19 protein-coding genes and 2 tRNA genes are annotated in these 20732 nt (G+C 65.0%); 12 read left to right on the top strand and 9 right to left on the bottom strand.

Translation table 11 applies throughout. The features are described 5' to 3' along the window. Positions 1-18 precede the first annotated feature (18 nt). Positions 19-103: transfer RNA gene (locus tag CAL18_RS08210), tRNA-Leu, on the bottom strand. A gap of 138 nt (positions 104-241) precedes the next feature. Here CAL18_RS08210 and rnr point away from each other — a divergent pair. The 5 genes from rnr (at position 242) to CAL18_RS08185 (ending at position 6211) form a co-directional block, all read left to right on the top strand. Continuing rightward, on the top strand, positions 242-2719 hold the full coding sequence (gene rnr / locus CAL18_RS08205) for a ribonuclease R (RefSeq protein WP_026638048.1): 2478 nt from the start codon (positions 242-244) through the stop codon (positions 2717-2719). A gap of 147 nt (positions 2720-2866) precedes the next feature. After that, a complete protein-coding gene (rlmB, locus tag CAL18_RS08200) occupies positions 2867-3604 on the top strand; it encodes a 23S rRNA (guanosine(2251)-2'-O)-methyltransferase RlmB (RefSeq protein WP_026638047.1) in 738 nt (245 codons plus the stop codon). Positions 3605-3665: 61 nt separating this feature from the next. After that, positions 3666-4907, top strand: a complete 1242-nt coding sequence (locus CAL18_RS08195; RefSeq protein ID WP_026638046.1) for a cystathionine gamma-synthase family protein — start codon at positions 3666-3668, stop codon at positions 4905-4907. 28 nt (positions 4908-4935) lie between these two features. Continuing rightward, positions 4936-5616 carry a Fe2+-dependent dioxygenase gene (locus CAL18_RS08190; protein WP_094817662.1) on the top strand — a complete coding sequence of 227 codons (681 nt, stop codon included), beginning with the start codon at positions 4936-4938 and terminating at the stop codon, positions 5614-5616. Positions 5617-5938: 322 nt separating this feature from the next. Continuing rightward, positions 5939-6211 carry an HU family DNA-binding protein gene (locus CAL18_RS08185; RefSeq protein ID WP_003812968.1) on the top strand — a complete coding sequence of 91 codons (273 nt, stop codon included), beginning with the start codon at positions 5939-5941 and terminating at the stop codon, positions 6209-6211. A gap of 142 nt (positions 6212-6353) precedes the next feature. Here CAL18_RS08185 and CAL18_RS08180 read toward each other — a convergent pair. The 7 genes from CAL18_RS08180 to CAL18_RS08150 all read right to left on the bottom strand — a co-directional run bounded on the left by CAL18_RS08180 (position 6354) and on the right by CAL18_RS08150 (position 12445). Then, positions 6354-6429: transfer RNA gene (locus CAL18_RS08180), tRNA-Val, on the bottom strand. 130 nt (positions 6430-6559) lie between these two features. Then, positions 6560-6928 carry a cytochrome o ubiquinol oxidase subunit IV gene (gene cyoD / locus CAL18_RS08175; protein WP_094817661.1) on the bottom strand — a complete coding sequence of 123 codons (369 nt, stop codon included), beginning with the start codon at positions 6926-6928 and terminating at the stop codon, positions 6560-6562. Further along, on the bottom strand, positions 6928-7539 hold the full coding sequence (gene cyoC, locus CAL18_RS08170) for a cytochrome o ubiquinol oxidase subunit III (protein ID WP_094817660.1): 612 nt from the start codon (positions 7537-7539) through the stop codon (positions 6928-6930). The genes cyoD and cyoC overlap by 1 nt, the downstream gene beginning before the upstream one ends. Before the next feature lie 3 nt (positions 7540-7542). After that, positions 7543-9519 carry a cytochrome o ubiquinol oxidase subunit I gene (gene cyoB / locus CAL18_RS08165; RefSeq protein ID WP_094817659.1) on the bottom strand — a complete coding sequence of 659 codons (1977 nt, stop codon included), beginning with the start codon at positions 9517-9519 and terminating at the stop codon, positions 7543-7545. Continuing rightward, positions 9519-10427: a ubiquinol oxidase subunit II gene (gene cyoA / locus CAL18_RS08160; protein WP_094817658.1), complete on the bottom strand. Its 909-nt coding sequence runs from the start codon at positions 10425-10427 to the stop codon at positions 9519-9521. The genes cyoB and cyoA overlap by 1 nt, the downstream gene beginning before the upstream one ends. 243 nt (positions 10428-10670) lie before the next feature. Then, entirely contained in the window at positions 10671-11222 is a 552-nt protein-coding gene (locus tag CAL18_RS08155; RefSeq protein WP_026638040.1) for a response regulator transcription factor, read from the bottom strand. Then, complete coding sequence (locus CAL18_RS08150; protein WP_094817717.1) at positions 11219-12445, bottom strand: ATP-binding protein; 1227 nt, start codon at positions 12443-12445, stop codon at positions 11219-11221. Before CAL18_RS08150 ends, CAL18_RS08155 begins: the two co-directional genes overlap by 4 nt. Positions 12446-12696: 251 nt before the next feature. On the opposite strand from CAL18_RS08150, the gene CAL18_RS08145 reads away from it, so the two are divergent. From CAL18_RS08145 to CAL18_RS08115, 7 genes are all read left to right on the top strand, one after another. After that, a complete protein-coding gene (locus tag CAL18_RS08145; protein WP_026638038.1) occupies positions 12697-12996 on the top strand; it encodes a SelT/SelW/SelH family protein in 300 nt (99 codons plus the stop codon). Between the two features lie 143 nt (positions 12997-13139). Beyond that, complete coding sequence (locus CAL18_RS08140) at positions 13140-13973, top strand: energy transducer TonB (RefSeq protein WP_026638037.1); 834 nt, start codon at positions 13140-13142, stop codon at positions 13971-13973. Between the two features lies 1 nt (position 13974). After that, entirely contained in the window at positions 13975-14937 is a 963-nt protein-coding gene (locus CAL18_RS08135; RefSeq protein ID WP_094817657.1) for a MotA/TolQ/ExbB proton channel family protein, read from the top strand. Next, positions 14937-15449, top strand: coding sequence for an ExbD/TolR family protein (locus tag CAL18_RS08130; RefSeq protein ID WP_094817656.1), 513 nt, complete (start codon positions 14937-14939; stop codon positions 15447-15449). The genes CAL18_RS08135 and CAL18_RS08130 overlap by 1 nt, the downstream gene beginning before the upstream one ends. 56 nt (positions 15450-15505) lie before the next feature. Then, the gene (locus CAL18_RS08125) at positions 15506-16177 is read left to right on the top strand and encodes a response regulator transcription factor (protein WP_094796659.1); all 672 of its coding nucleotides are present in this window, start codon (positions 15506-15508) and stop codon (positions 16175-16177) included. A 50-nt stretch (positions 16178-16227) separates the two neighbouring features. Next, positions 16228-17340 (top strand): sensor histidine kinase, encoded by a 1113-nt coding sequence (locus CAL18_RS08120; protein ID WP_094817655.1) that lies wholly within the window; start codon positions 16228-16230, stop codon positions 17338-17340. Then, positions 17337-19238: a potassium transporter Kup gene (locus CAL18_RS08115; protein WP_026638032.1), complete on the top strand. Its 1902-nt coding sequence runs from the start codon at positions 17337-17339 to the stop codon at positions 19236-19238. Before CAL18_RS08120 ends, CAL18_RS08115 begins: the two co-directional genes overlap by 4 nt. Before the next feature lie 57 nt (positions 19239-19295). Here the strand turns inward: CAL18_RS08115 and argG are convergent, their stop codons facing one another. Beyond that, positions 19296-20630 carry an argininosuccinate synthase gene (argG, locus tag CAL18_RS08110; RefSeq protein WP_026638031.1) on the bottom strand — a complete coding sequence of 445 codons (1335 nt, stop codon included), beginning with the start codon at positions 20628-20630 and terminating at the stop codon, positions 19296-19298. Positions 20631-20732 lie beyond the last annotated feature (102 nt).

Raw genomic sequence — 20732 nt, 5'->3', positions numbered from 1 at the left:
CGAATTGCCGGAATTCCGTGGTGCCCAGGAGAGGACTCGAACCTCCACACCTTGCGGCACATGGACCTGAACCATGCGCGTCTACCAATTCCGCCACCTGGGCACTGAGCAAAACTTACGGTGTAGTGTGATACGCTGCAATTACTGGCAACGCGCTACGTGGTTTACCATAAGGTCTCGCTGCAGTGATCAGCCTTGGGCAGACCACAGAAGCAAAAGATTATATACAGGATTTCCAACTTTGGCAAAACGATCGAACAAAGATTCAAACAACAATAACAACGGCAGATCAGGATTCGTATTGCCCGAAACGCCTCCGGATTTCGACCCCGACGTCCCGTCCCGCGAGGCTATTCTTGCAACCCTGCGTTCGGCGGGGGCGCCATTGTCGCCGGTCGAGCTGGCCGAACGCATGGATGTGCTGCGGCCGGAAACCCTGGTGGGTTTCGAGCGCCGCCTGGCGGCCATGGAGCGAGATGGCCAGCTGATGCCCAACCGCAAGGGGGTGCTGCTGCTTGCCACCAAGCTTGATTTCGTGGCCGGCAAGGTGCAAGGGCATCGCGATGGTTTCGGCTTCCTGCTGCGCGATGATGGCGGGCCGGACCTGTTCCTGTCGCCGCGCGAGATGCTCAAGGTGCTGCATGGCGACCGTGTGCTGGTGAAGCCTTCGGGCGAATACCGCGGCAAGCCCGAAGGCACGATCGTCGAGGTGATCGAGCGGCGCACCAACAAGCTGGTGGGCCGCTTTCTGCATGAGCACGGGCTGTCTATCGTCGTGCCCGAAGACCAGCGCATCAAGCACGATATTCTGATTCCGCCCAGCGATACCAACGGGGCGCAGCATGGCCAGGTGGTGTCGGTGCAGATCATCGAGCAGCCCACCCGCCATACACAGCCCCTGGGCCGCGTCGCCGAGGTGCTGGGCGAAATCGACGACCCGGGCATGGAAATCGAAATTGCGGTGCGCAAGTTCGACGTGCCGGTCGAGTTCTCGGAGCCTGCCGCCCGCCAGGCGGCGCGGCTGCCCGACGTGGTGCGCAAGGCGGACCTGAAAGACCGCATCGACCTGCGCGACGTGCCGCTGATCACCATCGACGGCGAGGATGCGCGCGATTTCGATGACGCCGTGTACTGCGAGCCGGTGGAGCTCGGCACGGCTGCGCGCAAGCGCCCCGGCTGGCGGCTGTTGGTGGCCATCGCCGACGTCAGCCATTACGTGACCCCGGGCGATGCGCTGGACGGCGACGCGATCGAGCGCGGCACCAGCGTGTATTTCCCGAGGCGGGTCATCCCCATGCTGCCGGAATCGCTGTCCAACGGCCTGTGTTCGCTGAACCCGCAGGTCGACCGCCTGGTGCTGGTCTGCGACATGGTGATACCGGCCAGCGGGGCCAAGGCGGGCACCGTCACTGCCTACCAGTTCTACAACGCGGTGATGAATTCGCATGCGCGCACCACCTACACGCAGGTCTGGGAGGCGCTGCAGCAGCCGGGAGGCCCGGTGGCGCATGCGCTGGGCGACCTCATGCCGCACGTGCGCCATCTGCACGAGCTCTACCAGCTGCTGTCGCAACAGCGCAGAAAGCGCGGGGCGATCGATTTCGACACCGTCGAGACGAAGATCGTCTGCAATGAGCTGGGCCGCATCGAACAGATCGTGGGCGTGGTGCGCAACGACGCGCACAAGCTCATCGAAGAATGCATGCTGGCCGCCAACACTTGCGCGGCCGATTTTATGGTGCGCAGCAAGCATCCCGGCCTGTATCGCATCCATGAAGGCCCCACGCCCGAACGGCTGACATCGCTGCGCGAGTTCCTGCGCACCATGGGCCTTGCGCTTGGCGGCGGCGACGACCCCACCGCCAAGGATTACGGCGAGTTTCTTGACAGCGTGCGCGGCAGGCCGGACTTCCAGCTGCTGCAGACGATGTGCCTGCGGTCGATGCAGCAGGCAATCTACAGCCCCGAGAACGTCGGCCATTTCGGCCTGGCGTATCCCGCCTACAGCCATTTCACTTCGCCCATCCGTCGTTATCCCGACCTGCTGACGCACCGGGTGATCAAGGCGTTGCTGGCCGGCAAGCGCTACGTCCCGGGTCTTGAGGACCAGCCCGTGGTGATTGGCCGCACCCAGCGCGAGCACGAGCACGCCACCTGGGAAAAGCTCGGCCTGCTGCTGTCGGCCAGCGAACGGCGCGCCGACGAGGCTTCGCGCGATGTCGAGGCCTGGCTGAAGTGCTGGTTCGTGAAAGAGCGCGTGGGCGAGGATTTCAGCGGTACGGTGACCGGCGTGGCGAGTTTCGGCGTGTTCGTGACGCTGGACACCTTGCACGTGGAAGGCCTGGTGCACGTTTCCGAGTTGGGCGGCGAGTATTTCCAGTTCAACGAATCGCTGCATGAACTGCGCGGCGAGCGCACAGGCATGCGCTACCGGCTTACCGACAAGGTGCAGGTGCAGGTGTCGCGTGTCGATCTGGAAGCGCGCCGCATCGAGTTCCGGCTGGTCAAGGGCACCAGCTTCGAGGCGCTGCGCAAGGCAGCTTCGCGCAACCCCGACGAGCCGCGCAAGATCAAGAAGGCCGCCGCGCCCAAGCCCGAGGCGCTGAAGGGCCAGACCGCCAAGCAGCGGCGCGCCGAGGCCAAGAAGGCTGCCAAGCCGGCGCCAGCGGCCAAGAAGCGCGGCGCGGCCACCAAGACAGCCTCGCGCACGCGGCGCTGATGCTCCCCAGGCCGGCGGCGTGCCTTGGCGCGCCGCCGGCGCGCGGCTTGCGCACGCAGTAACATGGCGGAAATGTCCCCGGGCGCGCCGGGGCAGCCGGCCCTTGGCGGCCGGCCTTCCGTTACCCAAGATTAAGGTGAAAGTTTCATGGCGTCGGCCCAAGTCCTGGCGGGATTTCATGCGGTGGTGGCGCGGTTGCGCCACGCGCCCGACTCAGTCAAAGACATCTACGTCGAGGCATCGCGTCGCGACAAGCGCATGCTGGCATTCCTGGAGCAGGCCGAACGCGCGGGGCGGCGCGTGCATCCGGTGTCTGCCGAGCGGCTCGATGGCCTGGCGCGCGGCACCCGCCACCAGGGCGTGGTCGCCCTGGCCGACCAACGTCAGCTGGCCGTGGACGTGGACGAAGTGCTGGACACGATAGAGGGGCCCGCGCTGTTGCTGGTGCTGGACGGCGTGACCGACCCGCACAATCTTGGCGCCTGCCTGCGCACGGCCGATGCCGCGGGCGTGCACGCAGTCGTGGCGCCGCGCGACCGGGCGGTGGGGTTGAACAGCACCGTGCAGCGGGTGGCGTGCGGCGCCGCCGATACGGTTCCGTACATAACCGTCACAAACCTTGCGCGCACCTTGCGCGCGCTGAAAGAGCGCGGCATATGGGTGGTGGGCACCGACGACCAGGCCACCGACAGCCTGCATGCCGTCGATGCGCGCCAGCCGCTGGCCTGGGTAATGGGAGCCGAAGGCGAGGGAATGCGCCGCCTGACGCGCGAAACCTGCGACCAGTTGGTCAACATCCCCATGCTGGGATCGGTGGAGAGCCTGAACGTCAGCGTGGCCAGCGCCGTATGCCTGTACGAGGCCGTGCGCCAGCGCCAGGAGTAAACTTTCTGCGCCGGGCCCATTCCCTTGTGGCGCAACGCGCCGCCTAGATTCCTATTTCATCATGCACCAGATCGGCTTTACCACCGCCATTCTTCATTCCGACCGTCAGCGCGCCGTTGAGCATGGCGCTGTGCACCAGCCCATCCATACGTCGTCCGAGTTCGCCTACGAAGACGCGCGCGAACTGGCCGCCGTGTTCCAGGGCAAGGCAGGCTTTACGTACGGACGGCAGGGCACGCCCACCACCACCGCGCTGGAAGCGAAGATCACCGGCATGGAGCAGGGCGCCGGCACGGTTACCTTCGCCACGGGCATGGCTTCGCTGGCCGCGGTGTTTTCGACACTGCTGCGCAAGGGCGACCACCTGTTGTCCAGCCACTATGTTTTCGGCAACACGAACAGCCTGCTGGGCACGCTGTCGGAACTCGGCGTCGAAGTCAGCTACGTGGATCCCACCGACGTGGCGCAGGTGCGGGCCGCACTGCGGCCCAATACCCGCATGGTGTTTACCGAAACCATCGCCAACCCCGGCACCCAGCTGGCCGACCTGGCCGGCATCGGCGCACTCTGCCGCGAGCGGGGGCTGGTGTATATGGTCGACAACACACTGACCTCGCCCTGGTTGCTGCAGGGACGCTCGGTGGGGGCGTCGCTGGTGATGAATTCGCTGTCCAAATACATAGGCGGGCATGGTCATGCATTGGGCGGCGCCATCACCGACACCGGCCTGTACGACTGGTCGAACTATCCGAACATCCACGACAGCTACCGCAAGGGGCCGCCTACCGGCTGGGGGCTGTTGCAGATCAAGAAAAAGGGCCTGCGCGATATGGGCGGCACCTTGTCGGCCGATTCGGCGCATCGCATCGCCATCGGTTCCGAGACGCTCGCGCTGCGCATGGCGGCGCATTGCAGCAATGCGCTGGCCCTGGCCCGCATGCTCGACGCGCATCCGGGCGTGTCGAAAGTGCATTACCCGGGCCTGCCCAGCCATCCACAGCACCAGCGGGCCGCCGAACTTTTCGGACAACGATATGGCGGGCTTCTGGGCATTGAGCTGGCTGCGGGCGTGGATTGTTTTGATTTCCTGAATCGCCTGAAGGTCGTGCTGATGGCCACGCATCTGGGCGACACGCGCAGCCTGGCGCTACCCGCGGCGCACACCATCTATTACGAGATGGGGGCGGCGCGTCGCGCCGAGATGGGGATTTCGGACAGCCTGATCCGGGTGTCCGTGGGCATTGAAGACCAGGCGGACCTGCTGCACGACTTCGACCAGGCGCTATCGGCCTGTCTGGCGTAATTCGCGCCGTCCTGCTCGCAGGCTTGTCATGCTTATACACATTGCAGAAGTTTTCAGCGCCGAGGAAGCGGCGCAGATCCGCCGTCGCCTGCAAGAGGCCGACTGGGTAGACGGCCGCGCCACCGCCGGCCACCAGTCGGCCCAGGTCAAGCGCAACAGGCAGCTGCCCGAGCAGCATCCGCTTGCCCAGGAGTTGGGCAACCAGATTCTGCAGCGGCTGTCGGCCAACAATCTCTTCATGTCGGCGGCGCTGCCCCGCAAGATATTCCCGCCGTTGTTCAATCGCTACGAAGGTGGCGAGGCTTTCGGCTATCACGTCGACAATGCCGTGCGCGCCGTGCCCGGCTCCAGCGAACGGGTGCGCACCGACTTGTCGGCCACCCTGTTTTTCTCTGATCCGGCGTCGTACGACGGCGGCGAATTGGTGGTGGACGACACGTACGGGCCGCGTGCGGTCAAGCTGCCGGCCGGGCACATGGTGTTGTATCCGGGTACAAGTCTGCACAAGGTGAATCCGGTTACGCGGGGTGCTCGCATCAGCGCGTTTTTCTGGATGCAGAGCCTGGTGCGCGAGGACAGCCAGCGCGCGTTGCTGCTGGACATGGATGTGGCGATCCAGCGCCTGAACCAGGACGCGGCAGGGCATCCGTCCATTGTGCAGCTCACCGGCGTGTACCACAATCTGCTGCGCCGCTGGGCCGAAGTCTGAAATACGCGTGCTGCCGGCGCGGCATGCGCGAACGCAAATGTACTTATGCGGCGCGCCTCTGTCAGCCAGTATTGGCGCGGTTCTTGGCTAGTTTTCCTCTTGACAGCCGCTTCGGCGCAAGGCCTAATACGTCTCTGCGTCGCTGACACTTCGCCGCCATAGCGTGCGGCAAAGTCTCCGCGACGCAGCAATTTTGCAGTTGCGCTTGGTAGTGCCCAGAAGCATTCCACTCGTCCGTTCTTCCGCCTGCCGGCACCCGAGATCCACACTCGAAAGCCGCGGCGCGCCCGACAGAACCAAATACCGTGAGGGGTAAACCTGAATGAACAAAACCGAACTCATCGATCATATCGCCAGCAAGGCTGATATTTCCAAGGCTGCTGCCGGCCGTTCGCTTGACGCCCTGATCGGTGCTGTCAAGACCACGCTCAAGAAGGGCGGTACGGTCACGCTGGTGGGCTTCGGCACGTTCGCCGTTTCGGCGCGCGCCGCTCGCACGGGCCGCAACCCGCGCACGGGCGAAACGATCAAGATCAAGAAGGCCAAGGTGCCGAAGTTCCGTCCCGGCAAGGCCCTGAAAGACGCCGTCAACTGATTGACGACGCATCGTGCGGCGCCCGGGGCGCCGCAACCCTGAAGCCCTTGATCGGCGCCTGGCGCGGCCTCAAGGGCTTTAGTATTTTTGGCCACACTGCAAACAAAAAGGCACCCGATGCCGGGTGCCTTGATGCGGGGGGTGGTGGGTGCTACAGGGGTCGAACCTGTGACCTACGCCTTGTAAGGGCGCCGCTCTACCAACTGAGCTAAGCACCCCCTCTGCCGTTCGCGCGACTGCATGGCAGCAACGCGCTGCGCAGTATACCGGAGCCGCAGGCATGCCGCAAATGCATTCGCCGTAGCTGCCGGCGCACACTTGCCGCATCTTGCCTGCGGCGGTCAGCGGTTACATGCCGGCGGGCATGGGATGCATCATGTTGGCGTTCATGTTGTGCAATACCCAGGCCGAGCCGCCCACGATGATGGCTATGACGAATACCGAGAACACGAACACCGAGAGGTTGTCGCGTTGCGAGGGCGACGCGCCCATGTGCAGGAAGTACACCAGCTGCACCAGCAGCTGCACGACGCACAGCAGCACGATGCCGGGCAGCGCCAGGCGCTGCGGCACGGCGTCGGCCATCACCAGGCCGAACGACAGCAACGTCAGGATGATCGAAAGGCCGAAGCCCACCAGGTACGATTTCAGGGTGCCATGGGCGGCGCTGTCGTCGTGATCCCGGTCGTGGCCGGCAAAGGTCGTATGGTGCGGCATCAGAGCGCTCCCATGAGATAGACGAAGGTAAACACGCAGATCCAGACAATGTCCAGGAAGTGCCAGAACAGGCTCAGGCATGCCAGGCGGCGGGTGTTGGTGGAATCGAGCCCGTGGCGGCGCAGCATGTCCACCATTACCACGATCCACACCAGGCCGAACGTGACGTGCAGCCCGTGGGTGCCGATGAGCATGAAGAAGGCCGACAGGTAGGCGCTGCGCTGCGGGCCCGCGCCGATGCTGATCAGGTGGTGGAATTCGTACACTTCCATGGCGATGAAGCCCGCTCCGAACAGGAACGTGACCCACAGCCAGCCGATGACGCGGCGCTTGTTGGCCGCATGCATGTTCAACATGGCCATGCCGAAGGTGAAACTGCTGACCAGCAGCAGCATGGTCTCGGTAAGTACGAACTTCAGGTCGAACAGCTCTTTGCCCTTGGGGCCGCCTGCGGTGGCCTGCGACAGCACGGCAAACGTGGCGAACAATACTGAAAAGATCAGCAAGTCGCTCATCAGGTAGATCCAGAATCCGAACACGGTCTTGGATCCGTCGTCATGGTGTCCGGCGTGGCCGGCCCCATGGGGCAGGGTGGTGACAGCTTGGGTCATGGCTCAGGCGGCTTTCGATAGATTGGCAAAATGGGCGGACTCGATGCGCTCGACTTCGGCCGCGGGCACGTAGTAATCGATGTCGCGGTCATAGGCGCGCACGATGAAGCTGCCGATCATGCCGACCAGGCCCACGATGGCCATCCACCAGATGTGCCAGATCAGGCCGAAGCACATGGCCAGGCCGAAGGCGCCGATGTAGGCGCCGGCCGCCGTATTGCGCGGCATGTGGATGTCTTCGTAGCTGGCCGGCCGGACGTGTGCCACGCCTTTTTCCTTGTTTTCCCAGTGCTGGTCCAGGTGCTCGACATGGGGCACGTGCGCAAAGTTGTAGAACGGCGCGGGTGACGGAATCGACCATTCGAGCGTACGGCCGCCCCAGGGGTCGCCCGTGATGTCCAGGTTCTGCTTGCGGTCGCGGATGCTGACGAAGACTTGTTGCAGCAGGAACCAGATGCCCAGCGCCACGAAGCAGGCGCCGACCAGGGCGACGATGAGATAGGGTTGCCAGTCGGGGTTGTCGTAATGGTTCAACCGGCGGGTCATGCCCTTGAAGCCCAGGATGTACAGCGGCATGAAGGCCAGGTAGAAGCCCACCAGCCAGCACCAGAACGAATACTTGCCCAGGCGCTCGTTCAGTTTGAAGCCGAAGGCCTTGGGGAACCAGTACGTCATCGCGGCGATGCAGCCGAACACCACGCCGCCGATGATCACGTTATGGAAGTGCGCGATCAGGAACAGGCTGTTGTGCAGCACGAACGATACGGCGGGAATGGCCATCAGCACGCCGGTCATGCCGCCGATGACGAAGGTGACCATGAACCCCACGGTCCACAGCATGGGCGAGGTCATTTCCACGCGCCCGCGGTACATGGTGAAGAGCCAGTTGAAGACCTTCACCCCCGTGGGCACCGAGATGATCATCGTCATGATGCCGAAGAACGCATTGACGTTGGCGCCCGACCCCATGGTGAAGAAGTGGTGCAGCCACACCAGGAACGACAGGACGCCGATCGCCGCGGTGGCGTATACCATCGACTTGTAGCCGAACAGCGGCTTCTTGCAGTACGTGGCGACGATTTCCGAGAACGCGCCGAAGCACGGCAGGATCAGGATATAAACCTCGGGGTGACCCCAGATCCAGATCAGGTTCACGTACATCATGACGTTGCCGCCAAGATCATTCGTGAAGAAGTGCGTGCCCAGGTAGCGGTCGGCGGTCAGCAGCGCCAGCGTGGCGGCGAGCACCGGGAAGGCGGCCACGATCAGCACGTTGGTGACCAGCGCCGTCCAGGTAAAGACGGGCATCTTCATCAGACCCATGCCCGGCGCGCGCATGCGCAGGATGGTGACGATGAAGTTGATGCCGCTGAGCGTCGTGCCCAGCCCTGATATCTGCAGCGCCCATAGGTAGTAGTCGACCCCGACGCCCGGGCTGTAATCCAGGCCCGACAGCGGCGGATAGGCCAGCCAGCCCGTCGCGGCGAACTCGCCCACGAACAGCGACAGCATCATCAGCACGACGCCGGCGCCGAACAGCCAGAAGCTCAGCGAATTCAGGAACGGGTAGGCCACGTCGCGCGCGCCGATCTGCAGGGGCACTACGATGTTCATCAGGCCGGTGATGAAAGGCATGGCCATGAAGAAGATCATGATCACGCCGTGCGCGGTGAAGATCTGGTCATAATGGTGCGGCGGCAATATGCCGGCTGCATCGCCGGCGGCCACGGCCTGCTGGGTGCGCATCATGATCGCATCGGCGAAGCCGCGCAGCAGCATGACCAGCGCCACGATGATGTACATGACGCCGATGCGCTTGTGGTCGACCGACGTCAGCCATTCAGTCCATAGATACTTCCACTTGCCGTAGTAAGTCACCGCGCCTACCAGGGCGGCTCCCAGGATCACGCACGCGACCAGCGTCCCCAGGATGATGGGGTCGTGGTAGGGAACGGCGTCTAGGGTCAGTTTGCCGAACATCAGTTGTTTCCTGCTATCAGATTCTTTGAGGTGGGCGTGCAGGTGGCGGGATCCAGGCCGGCCATCTTGCTCATCTGGTTATGCATGATGTAGTCGAACATGCCGGTAGGAGCGCTGGAATACCGGGTCACGGCGGCATGCGTGCTGGGCTGGGCCAGGGCCTCGTAGGTTTGCGGGGTCAGCGGGTTGCCGGCGGCGCGCGCCTGGGCGATCCAGTCGTCGAAACCCTGTTGCGAGGTGGCGATGGCCTGGAAGCGCATGCCGGAGAATCCGCCGCCGCTGTAGTTTGCCGAAATGCCTGCGTAGGTGCCGGCTTCGCGCGCAATCAGGTGAAGCTTGGTTTCCATGCCGGCCATCGAGTAGATCTGGCTGCCCAGCTGCGGAATAAAAAACGAGTTCATGACCGACGCCGACGTGATGCGGAACTGCACCGGCGCGTCGACAGGGAAGGCGATCTCGTTGACGGTGGCGATGTCGTAGTCGGGGTAGATGAAAAGCCACTTCCAGTCCAGCGACACCACGTCGATATTGATGGGCTTGACGGTGGATTCGATGGGGCGGTAGGGGTCCAGCGCGTGCGACGAGCGCCAGGTAAGTACGGCCAGGATGCCGACGATGATGCAAGGGATCGTCCACACCACCACTTCGATGCGGGTCGAGTGCGCCCAGCGCGGCATGTACACCGCCTTGGTGTTCGAGGCGCGGTACTTCCATGCGAAGTACAGCGTCATCGCGATGACGGGCACCACAATCAGGAGCATCAGCCCCAGGGCGGTCAGGATCAGGGTCTTTTCTTGGGCGCCAATGTCGCCCTTGGGGTCGAGCACTTCCATGGTGCAGCCGCCGAGCAGCATGAGCGCACCGATGCCGAGCATGCGCCCGCAGGTGGCAAGGTGGGGGTGTTTCACGTACAGCCTTGAGGGTGGATCGCCGTGATAGGCAAAAGGTCGCAGCGCACGCTTTGCGCGAACGCAAATTTGCGGTGAGGCGCCATGCTAATAGTTTGCTGCGGCGCAAACATGCGACGAAAAGTCGCATCTTTTCGGCGGCCATCCGCCGCTATGGGGGGAAACCCTGGGTTGCCGCAGGGGAGGCGACTCGCGGAGCCGCCGGGTGGGTGCGACAACGCGTCGCACCCGGCAGAAGATGTATCAGCCCACGGAAAGGTCGCGTTCGGGGCCTGGCTTCTTGGCCAGCTTGCGTTGCAGCGAGCGCCGATGCATGCCCAGCAGCCGCGCGGCGGCCGACACGTTGCCCCCGCATTCGTGCAGCGCCTGCTGGATGTGTTCCCATTCCAGCCGGTGCAGCGGCGTCATGGTGGATTCGATGGCGACGGATTCGGGCTTGGCCAGGCCCAGGGTGCGCAGGATCATCGGCGCGGTGGCCGGCTTGGGCAGGTAGTCGTCGGCGCCGCGCTTGATCGCTTCTACTGCAGTGGCCACGCTTGCATAACCGGTTACCAGCAGGATGCGCATGTCGGCGCGCAGCGCGCGCAGGGGGCGGATGAGGGTCAGGCCGGAATCTTCGCCCAGCCGCAGATCCACCAGCGAGAACGCCGGCAGGATTTCTTCTGCGACGCGCAGGGCTTCGGCAATGCTTGTGGCTATACGGGTTTCCAGGCCATGGCGCGCCAGGCTGCGCTGCAGGGTGCGCACGTAGATTTCGTCGTCATCGATCAACAGGCCGAGCTCGGATGGGTTCATGCTGGTGTTCCGGTGGCGCGTGGCGCGCGGGGCGCAAACGGCAGGTAAAAACGGATGCGGGCGCCTCCTCCGTCGGCCGCGGTCATGGTCATTTCGCCGCCCAATTGTTCTACGGTGGCGTGCGATAAAGCGAGTCCTACGCCAAGCCCGCCGGGCTTGCCGCTATGAAACAGGCTGGTGGCCGGCAGCAGGGCATGGTCGGGGTCGAATCCCCGGCCATGGTCGCGGACTTCGCCCTGGAGCGCGCCGTCGCGGTATTCGAGATGCAGGTCCACGCGCGCGCTGCCGGCGGCTTCGCCGGCGTCGGCGGCATTGTTCAGTAGCGCCTGCAGCAGGTGGGCAATGGCAGGTTCCACCCTGAGACTGGCGGGCAGCTCGCCGGTGCGGCACAGGTCTATGGTGGGGCGCACCAGGCGCCACTGGCTGACTACCCGCACCAGATCGACTTCGGTGGGCACCGCCAGGTTGCGTATGCGCTCGCGGCAAAGCGCCAGCAGCTGGCCCAGCAAGGCGGCGTCGGCACGCAGGCCATCTGTTTGCGCTTCGGCGGCGATTTCATCTGCTAGCAAGGCCATGGTAGCCAGCGGGGTGTTCAGTTCGTGGGCCATGGCGGCCGCGTGCGTGGCCAGCGCCACGATGCCTTCATTGCGCGTGAAGCGCTCGCGCAGCGCGGCCAGTTCCCGTTCGCGGCTGCGCAGGTCCGCCGCCAGGCGGGTCGAGAAATACAGGACCACCATGGCAGAAATGAAAAAACTGGCGCCTATGCCCCACAGTATCAGCGAATAGGGATCGTGCTGCCCTTGCAGCGGCTGCCCGAGCATGGCCGAGGCTGCGTAGCCGGCCAGGCACGCCATGGCGGCGGCCAACGCCCATCCGCGCGGCAATGCGAGCGCCGCCAGCGCGATCAGGATGATGAACATCAGGCCGAACGGATTGTGGATGCCGCCGCTCCAGGTGATCATCCAGGCCAATACGACGATATCGACCAGCAGGTGGGCGAACGCGACGGCCGGCCCGGTTTGGCCACGGCTGCGGCGCACGCGCACGATGGCGTACAGGTTGAATGCCACGAGCGCCGCGACGCCGCTCCAGAGCGGCCCGAGGGGCAGGTTCAGGCCGAGCGGGCCGCTTGCCACCAGCACCGTCGCCGCCTGGCCCGCGATAGCCAGCCAGCGCAGGCTGCACAGCGTGCGTAGGAATGAGTTGGAGGAACTACCGGACATGTCGAGAACCAGGGGCCGGCGCAGGCGGCAGTGCAGCCGGCAGGCCGGGCGGGCGAGGGAGCCCGCGGTGTAAAGGCCCGCCGTGCGGCGGCGCCAGGCGCGCACCCGTGCAGCGAGCGCCGTGCCTGCATTGTATTGCGATTTGCGGCCGCTTGCTGCGCTGCAGCGAAACGCTTGCTCCGCCGGCGGCCATACGCGCATACTGCGGTCGCGGGCGCGGCTCGCGCCTGTTGGTTTTTCCTGGAGTTTTCATGAACGCACGGAATCGTCCCCGCATCGGCATTACGTACTGCACCCAATGCCAATGGCTGTTGCGGGCCGCATGGATGGCGCAAGAATTGCTGTCGACCTTTGGCACCGATATTGCGTCGGTCGCGCTGGTGCCCGGAACGGGCGGGGTGTTCCGCATCCATTACGACGACCGCGTCATCTGGGACCGCACGGTCGACGGAGGGTTCCCGGACGCCAAGGTGCTCAAGCAGCGGGTGCGCGATTGCCTGGATCCGGGCCGGGACCTGGGCCATATTGACCGCACGCGGACGGACGCTTGAGCGGCCGTGGCCGCATTCAAAAAGTATGTGCGAATCATTCGCATTTAATATATTATGTCGGACTTGGAATTCGCCGGCCCCGGCGTTCCCCGGCGTGGTGCCGGTTGCGCGGCCGGCCGACACTGACGCATTTCGGCTGATTCATGCCACGTCTTCAACACGGTTGGTCTACTCGTTCGCATACATCCCTGGGTTTACGGGCTGGCGCCGCAATGGCGGTGCTGGCGGCCCACATGGCGGTGGTTGCTGCCATTGTCTGGATGCCCGAAGAGAGCCCGCCCAAGTTGCTGGAACCCGAAGCCGTCATGGTCAGCGTCATCGAGGCGCCCGTGCCGCAGATGGCCCAGGCGGAGCCCGTCGTCGAGCCGCCGCCGCCCGAACCGGAACCTGAGCCCGAACCCGAACCCGAGCCTGAACCTGAACCTATTCCCGAGCCCGAGCCGGTGGTCGAGCCCGAGCCCGAGCCGGAGCCGGAGCCTATCATCGAGCCCGAGCCGGAACCGGTGGTAGAAAAAGCGCCCGAGCCGGCGCCCAAACCCAAACCCAAGCCGAAGCCCAAACCCAAGCCCAAACCTCAGCCCAAGGTCGAGAAGCCCGTCGAGCCGCCCAAGACGCCGCCGCCGCCGGCCGGTGCGCCCCAGGGCGAGCAGCAGGTGACCCAGGCGCCCGTGCAGGGGCCGCCGCCCGACGAACCGATCATGGTGTCCAGCGTGGAATATATGGGCCGACGGCCCATGCCCGTGTATCCCATGACTTCCAAGCGCCTGCGTGAAGAGGGGCGGGTGGTGGTGCTGGTGGAGATCAATACCCGTGGGCTGGTCGAGCGCGCGTCGGTTGCTCAGTCGTCGGGCTACGAGCGGCTTGACGAGTCGGCGTTGACCGCCGCTCGAAAGGCGCGGTTCAAGCCCTTGATGCGCAATGGCGTGGCGTACCCGGCCAAGGCCAAATTACCGTTCGATTTCGTGATGAGGAACTGAGATGTCCAACGCTATGCATAACGCCATTGTGGTGGCGCAGGCGAGCACCGCCCCCGCTGCGCCCGCCGCCCCGGCAGCGGCCGCCCCGGCGGCAGCCGCGGTGGAGCCGGGCGCATCCGCGGCGCTGCCCGCCGCGCAGCAGGCGGCCGACGCCCTGGGCCAGGCCCCGGCGCTGGCGCAGGCCGCTGCCACGACGCCGCCGACGCCGCTGCCGGTGCCGGCAGACATGGGCTTCCTGCATTTCATCGCGCAGAGCGATTTTGTCGGCAAGGCCTTGTTTGTCATCCTGATCGTAATGTCACTGGTGACGTGGTATCTCATCCTGGTGAAGTTCGTCAGCAACGTGCGCATGCGCCGCCGCTCGGCGGAGTTCCTGAACAAGTTCTGGAATTCCAGCTCGCTGGAGCAGGTCGAGAATGAAATCGTGACGCACGGGGCGCGCGACCCGTTCTCGCACCTGACCAGCCATGCGATGCATGCGCAGGCGCATCATGCGAAATTCGGCGCCACCAAGCTCGAAGAGACGGGGGCCAACGGCGAATTCGTGACGCGAACCATGCGCAAGGTCATCGATGAAGAGACCGCCAAGCTGGAAAACGGCCTGACCGTGCTGGCTTCGGTAGGGTCGACCGCTCCGTTTGTCGGCCTGTTCGGCACGGTATGGGGCGTGTACCACGCACTCGTGGGCATCGGACTGGCCGACGGCGTGACCATCAACCGCATCGCCGGGCCGGTGGGCGAGGCGCTCATCATGACCGGCCTGGGCCTGGCGGTGGCAATCCCGGCCGTGCTGGCATACAACGCGTTCGTACGCGGCAACCGCGTCTTCCTGTCGCGCCTGGACGCTTTCGCGCATGACCTGTTCGCCTTCCTGAGCACGGGCCAGCAAGTCGCCGTGTCCGATGGCAAGGTGCGCGCACTGCGGCGCCAGCCCCATGCCGGATCCGGCCGGGGAGCGCAGTAATGGCTTTCGGCAGCTTCGACAGCAAGGGTCCGGGCAGTCACGCTGTCTCGGAGATCAACATGGTGCCGTTGATCGACGTGATGCTGGTGCTGCTGGTGATCTTCATCATCACGGCGCCGCTGATGGCGCACTCGATCCGCATCAATATGCCGCAGGTCAGCTCGGAGCAGGTGCAGGAAGAGCCCAAGACCGTCGACCTGGCTATCGACGCCGCGGGCGCGTTGTTCTGGGATGAACAGCCGGTTGCCATCGAGGACCTGCCCAACCGCTTCGCGACGCTGGCGCAGGACAAGCCGCAGCCCGAACTTCGCATACGCGCCGATTTGAATACGCGCTACGAGACGCTGGCCAAGGTCATGGCGGCCGCACGCCGCTCGGGGTTGTCGCGCATCGGTTTCATCACGGCGCCGCAGCCCAACGGCGCGGCGGCGGACACCGGCGTGCCCGGCACCGGCGCCGCAGCACCGGCTGCCGCAGCCCCGGCTGCCGCAGCACCGGCTGCGGGAAAATGATCGTATCGGGCGAGGGGCTTGCGCCGGTTTCTTTGTCTTCGCGTTAGAATCGCCACATGCGAGTCCTCGTAATCGAAGATGACACCACCCTGGGCCATGCGCTGCAGGAGTTCCTCGCCGACCAAGGCTACGCGGTCGACTGGCTGGCCGACGGAGACAAGGCCCCGGGCGCGCTCGCGGGGCAGCCTTACGACCTGCTGCTGCTCGACCTGAACCTGCCGGGCCGCAGCGGCCTGGACATACTGCGCCAGTTGCGCCAGGACGGCAACCAGATCCCCGTGCTCATTGTCACGGCGCGCGACGGCCTGGACGACCGCGTGGCCGGTCTTGATGCGGGCGCCGACGACTACGTCACCAAGCCTTTCGATCTTCCCGAACTTGCCGCGCGTGTACGCGCCTTCGGTCGTCGCCGCGCGGGCCAGGCTCAGCCCCTGATCGAGGCCGGCCAACTTGTATTCGATACGGTAGGACGCGAAGTGCGCGCCAACGGCCAGCGCCTGTCGCTGTCGGTGCGCGAATTGTCCGTGCTCGAAATGTTGATGGCGCGCGCGGGCAGGGTGGTCACCAAGCGGCAGATCGTCAATTCGCTGTCGGCCTGGGATGCCGATTTCAGCGAGAACGCCGTCGAGGTCTACGTCTACCGCCTGCGCAAGCGGCTGGAGGGCACCGGCGCTAGTATCCAGACGGTGCGCGGCTTCGGCTACCTGCTGGATACCGAACAGGCGTGAACAGGCCCGGCCGGCACGGCTGCGCACCGGCCCGGCCGGCGACCCCCACCATGCACGACTCTCCCACTGCAACCGCTGCCACCGTGCGCTGGCGTCTTCGGCGCGGTTCGCTGGCGCGCTATCTGGTCAAACGTCTGCTTCCGCCCATCCTGCTGCTGGTGGCGCTGGACCTGCTCGCCACTTGGGTCATCAGCCACAAACTGGATATGGCCGGCTGGATGCTGGAGGATTTCTTCTGGCTGATGGTCGTGGGGCAGGCCGTGCTGGTGCTGGTGTTCGCGGGGGTGATCGTGCAGGGTATACGTTCGGGGCTGCGTTCGGTCAACCATCTGTCCGATGAAATCCGGCAGCGCTCCATCGACGATATGCAGCCGCTGGAAGTGGCCGGCGTGCCGGTTGAGATCGAGCCCTTGGTCACCCATACCAACGACCTGCTGCGCCGCCTGGATGCCTCGCTGGCGGCGCAGCGCCGCTTCATCGGCCACGCGGCGCACCAGTTGCGCACCCCGTTGAGCGGGCTGCGCCTGGAATCCGAACTGATGCTGTCGCGGCCCTTGCCCGACGATGTGCGTGCGCGCGCCGAACGCATCAAGGCGGTCAGCGACCGCATGATACGCCTGGGACAGCAGTTGCTGGTGCTGGCGCGCGCCGACCCCAACGTGCGCCCGCAAGACAGTTTCGTGCGCATCGATCTGTGTGAATGGGTCAGGGCCAGTGGCGCTGAATGGATACCCCAAGCCCGGGCGGCGCAGTTCGCCATCGACCTGGCGGCGCCCGACGAGCCGGTGTGGATCGACGGCGACCCGTTGCTGCTGGATGAGTTGCTGGGCAACCTGATCGACAACGCCGTACGTTATGGCAAGGGCGGCGGACGCATCACCCTGACGGTGGGAGTCAACCCGCCGACCTTGACCGTCGAAGACGACGGGCCCGGCATTTCGCGCGACGAGCGCGAGCGGGTATTCGAGGCTTTTTATCGCTCGCCGGGCAGCACGGCGGGGGGCTCGGGGCTGGGACTGGCCATCGTGCGCGAGATCGCGCAGGCGCATGGCGCCTGGTGGAAGCTCACCAGCCGGCCCGAATATGCCGGCACGCGCCTGTCGGTGGTGTTTCCCGGACCCCGCAAAGGGGCGCAACTGACACGCCACGACCGCGCATCATGACTTCACCCAGGCCCGGCCCGTTGTCGGGCCATGCGCAGGCGCCGACTCCCGGAGCGATGTTGATGCTGGGCGCGTTGGGCGTCGTGTATGGCGATATCGGCACCAGCCCCCTGTATACGTTGCGCGCCTGCCTGACAAGTTTTGGCGACTTCGCCCCGGCGCATGTGCTGGGCGTGTTGTCCATATTGTTCTGGCTGCTGATGCTGGTGGTGTCGGTCAAGTACGTGGCGCTTGTGCTGCGGGCCGACAACCGCGGCGAAGGCGGCACGCTGGCCCTGCTGGAACTGGCGGTGCGCGGCCGGCAAGGCCGCACACGCTGGGCGCTGATCGTGCTGGGCATTTTCGGCGCAGCGCTTTTCTACGGCGACAGCATGATCACGCCGGCCATTTCGGTGCTGTCGGCCGTCGAAGGTATAGGCGTGGTGTCGCACCGGTTCGACGCCTGGGTGGTGCCGATCTCGCTTGCCGTGCTGGTGTCGCTGTTTGCCATCCAGTCGCATGGAACGGGCGCAATGGGAAAGCTGTTCGGGCCCGTGATGGCGCTGTGGTTCGCCTCGCTTGCGGCGCTGGGCGGGTGGCAGGTCTGGCAGGCGCCCCAGGTGTTGCAGGCGCTCAACCCCATCTGGGCGCTCAGGCTGATCGAAGAGTTTCCCCTGGGCAGCTTCCTGCTGCTGGGGGCCGTGGTGCTGGCCTTGACGGGCGCCGAGGCGTTGTATGCCGACATGGGGCATTTCGGCAGGCCCGCCATCCGGCGCGCCTGGTTCGCGATGGTTCTGCCGGCGTTGGCGCTCTGTTATTTCGGGCAGGGCGCCTTGCTGTTGCGCGATCCCCAGGCCATTCGCAATCCGTTCTTCCTGATGGCGCCGGGCTGGGCCCTGGCGCCGCTGGTGGCGCTGGCAACGATCGCCACCGTCGTGGCATCGCAGGCGGTGATATCCGGGGCATTTTCCGTCACGCGGCAGGCGGTGCAGCTCGGCTTCTGGCCGCGCATGCAGATCCTGCATACGTCGGCGGCGGAGAAAGGGCAGATCTACCTGCCGCAGGTCAACGCCATGCTTCTGGTGGCGGTGCTGGCGCTGGTGGCGTTATTCCGGAACTCGGAAAACCTGGCAGCCGCCTATGGCTTTGCGGTAACAGGCACCATGCTGGTGACCACGGTACTGGCTTTTGCGGTGCTGCCGCGCGGCTCCGCCGGCGCGCGGCGGGCATTGTGGCTGGCCGGGCTGAGCGTACTGTTGATCGTAGACCTGCTGCTGTTCGGCGCCAACGTGTTGAAGATTCACGAAGGCGGATGGCTGCCGCTGCTGGTGGGGGTGGCCGTGTTCACGATGATGATGACGTGGCGGCGCGGCCGGCAATTGCTGGCCACCCTGCAGCAGCGCGACCATCAGCCCCTGAAGGAGTTCATGCTGGGTCTTGCGCAGTTTCCGCCGGCCCAGGTGCCCGGCACGGCGGTTTTCATGGCCATGAATCCCGGCGTGGTGCCCGCCGCGCTGCTGCACAACCTGAAGCACAACAAGGTACTGCATGAACAAGTACTGTTCCTGACCATACAGGTGGCTGACGTGCCATACGTGTCGTCGGACGAGCGCTATGTGCTGGACCGCATAGGCACGTCGTGCTGGCAGGTGGTGGCGCAGTACGGGTTCAAGGAAGACCCCGATGTGCCCGCCGTGCTGCGGCGGGTGGCGCAGGCCTGTCCCGAAATTGACCTGGAACCTATGCGCACGTCGTACTTCGTGTCCAGGCAGACCGTGGTGGCCGCGCGCCGGCCCGCCATGCAGCGCTGGCGCCGCGCATTGTTTTCGTTCATGGCGCGCAATGGAATGCGCAGCACCAAGTTCTTCAAGATACCGCCGAACCGGGTGGTAGAAATGGGGATGCAGGTAGAGCTGTAGCTTGCCTGCGATGCGGCTCCGCGCGCCCGGAACGGGCACGCGGGTGCGCGGGGGAATTTACTTCTTGGCGTCTTTCAGCTGGGGCAGCGATGCGCCCGCCGATGGCGCCAGCAAGCCGGTCTGGACGTACGTGTGGAGCTTCTCGCGCGTGTCGATGATGTCGAGGTTGCGCATGGTGAGCTGGCCGATGCGGTCGGCGGGCGAGAAGGTCGAATCGCCCTTTTCCATGGTGAGACGCTCGGGCTTGTAGGTCAGGTTGGCCGATTCCGTATTGAGGATGGAATAGTCGTTGCCACGGCGCAGTTCCAGCGTCACTTCGCCGGTAACGGCGCGCGCGACCCAGCGCTGTGCGGTTTCGCGCAGCATGATGGCCTGCGGATCGAACCAGCGGCCCTGGTACAGCAGGCGGCCCAGCTTGCGGCCGTTTTCGCGGTACTGCTCGATGGTGTCTTCGTTGTGGATGCCGGTGACCAGGCGTTCGTACGCGATGAAAAGCAGCGCCATGCCCGGGGCTTCGTAGATGCCGCGGCTCTTGGCTTCGATGATGCGGTTTTCGATCTGGTCGCTCATGCCCAGGCCGTGGCGCCCGCCGATGCGGTTGGCCTCGAGCAGCAGCTCGACCAGGTCGGGGTATTCGACGCCATTGAGCGCAACCGGTACGCCTTCGTCGAATCGCACCCGGACTTCTTCGGCCTTGACCGAGACGTCGTCGCGCCAGAATGCCACGCCCATGATCGGCTGGACGATCTTGATGCCCGAATTCAGATGTTCGAGATCTTTGGCTTCGTGGGTCGCGCCCAGCATGTTCGAGTCGGTGGAGTAGGCTTTCTCGGCCGACATTTTGTAGTCGAAGCCCGCCTGCTGCATGTATTGCGACATTTCGGCACGACCGCCCAGCTCATCGATGAACAGCTGGTCGAGCCAGGGCTTGTAGATCTTGAGGTCGGGGTTGGTGAGCAGGCCGTACCGGTAGAAACGCTCGATGTCGTTGCCCTTGTACGTGCTGCCGTCGCCCCAGATGTTGACGCCGTCTTCTTTCATGGCGGCCACGAGCATGGTGCCGGTGACGGCGCGCCCGATGGGCGTGGTGTTGAAGTACGTGATGCCGGCGGTGCTGATGTGGAAGGCGCCGGCCTGCAGGGCCGCGATGCCTTCGGCAGCCAGCTGGGCCCGGCAATCGACCAGGCGGGCGTTCTCGGCGCCGTATTCCATGGCGCGGCGGGGGATGGCGTCGTAGTCGGACTCGTCGGGCTGGCCCAGGTTGGCCGTATAGGCATACGGGATCGCGCCCTTGTTGCGCATCCACAGCAGCGCAGCACTGGTGTCCAGGCCGCCCGAAAAGGCAATGCCGACCTTCTGGCCGACGGGAAGGTGGGGAAGGATAGTGGTCATTGTGAGTTCTAAGCGCCTACGGACAGACAGGGCAGTGGCGGGGCGCGGGGTGCGCGCTCGCCGCGGTTGAAGCAGGGATTTTAGCGCGTTTGCGTTCGCAGC

It is taken from the genome of Bordetella genomosp. 7, assembly GCF_002261415.1.
GTDB lineage: Bacteria > Pseudomonadota > Gammaproteobacteria > Burkholderiales > Burkholderiaceae_B > Bordetella_A.
Note: the sequence above shows the minus strand (reverse complement) of the source record. Positions and strands in the feature narration are given on the sequence as shown.

Excerpts from the sequence above, each read along its gene's own strand:
- cyoD (WP_094817661.1), bottom strand. The coding sequence starts at position 6,928 with ATGCCGCACCATACGACCTTTGCCGGCCACGACCGGGATCACGACGAC.
- CAL18_RS08195 (WP_026638046.1), top strand. The coding sequence starts at position 3,666 with ATGCACCAGATCGGCTTTACCACCGCCATTCTTCATTCCGACCGTCAG.
- CAL18_RS08145 (WP_026638038.1), top strand. The coding sequence starts at position 12,697 with ATGAACGCACGGAATCGTCCCCGCATCGGCATTACGTACTGCACCCAA.
- CAL18_RS08125 (WP_094796659.1), top strand. The coding sequence starts at position 15,506 with ATGCGAGTCCTCGTAATCGAAGATGACACCACCCTGGGCCATGCGCTG.
- CAL18_RS08135 (WP_094817657.1), top strand. The coding sequence starts at position 13,975 with ATGTCCAACGCTATGCATAACGCCATTGTGGTGGCGCAGGCGAGCACC.
- cyoC (WP_094817660.1), bottom strand. The coding sequence starts at position 7,539 with ATGACCCAAGCTGTCACCACCCTGCCCCATGGGGCCGGCCACGCCGGA.
- CAL18_RS08185 (WP_003812968.1), top strand. The coding sequence starts at position 5,939 with ATGAACAAAACCGAACTCATCGATCATATCGCCAGCAAGGCTGATATT.
- cyoB (WP_094817659.1), bottom strand. The coding sequence starts at position 9,519 with ATGTTCGGCAAACTGACCCTAGACGCCGTTCCCTACCACGACCCCATC.
- CAL18_RS08155 (WP_026638040.1), bottom strand. The coding sequence starts at position 11,222 with ATGAACCCATCCGAGCTCGGCCTGTTGATCGATGACGACGAAATCTAC.
- CAL18_RS08120 (WP_094817655.1), top strand. The coding sequence starts at position 16,228 with ATGCACGACTCTCCCACTGCAACCGCTGCCACCGTGCGCTGGCGTCTT.
- argG (WP_026638031.1), bottom strand. The coding sequence starts at position 20,630 with ATGACCACTATCCTTCCCCACCTTCCCGTCGGCCAGAAGGTCGGCATT.
- CAL18_RS08115 (WP_026638032.1), top strand. The coding sequence starts at position 17,337 with ATGACTTCACCCAGGCCCGGCCCGTTGTCGGGCCATGCGCAGGCGCCG.
- CAL18_RS08140 (WP_026638037.1), top strand. The coding sequence starts at position 13,140 with ATGCCACGTCTTCAACACGGTTGGTCTACTCGTTCGCATACATCCCTG.
- CAL18_RS08130 (WP_094817656.1), top strand. The coding sequence starts at position 14,937 with ATGGCTTTCGGCAGCTTCGACAGCAAGGGTCCGGGCAGTCACGCTGTC.
- rlmB (WP_026638047.1), top strand. The coding sequence starts at position 2,867 with ATGGCGTCGGCCCAAGTCCTGGCGGGATTTCATGCGGTGGTGGCGCGG.
- CAL18_RS08190 (WP_094817662.1), top strand. The coding sequence starts at position 4,936 with ATGCTTATACACATTGCAGAAGTTTTCAGCGCCGAGGAAGCGGCGCAG.
- CAL18_RS08150 (WP_094817717.1), bottom strand. The coding sequence starts at position 12,445 with ATGTCCGGTAGTTCCTCCAACTCATTCCTACGCACGCTGTGCAGCCTG.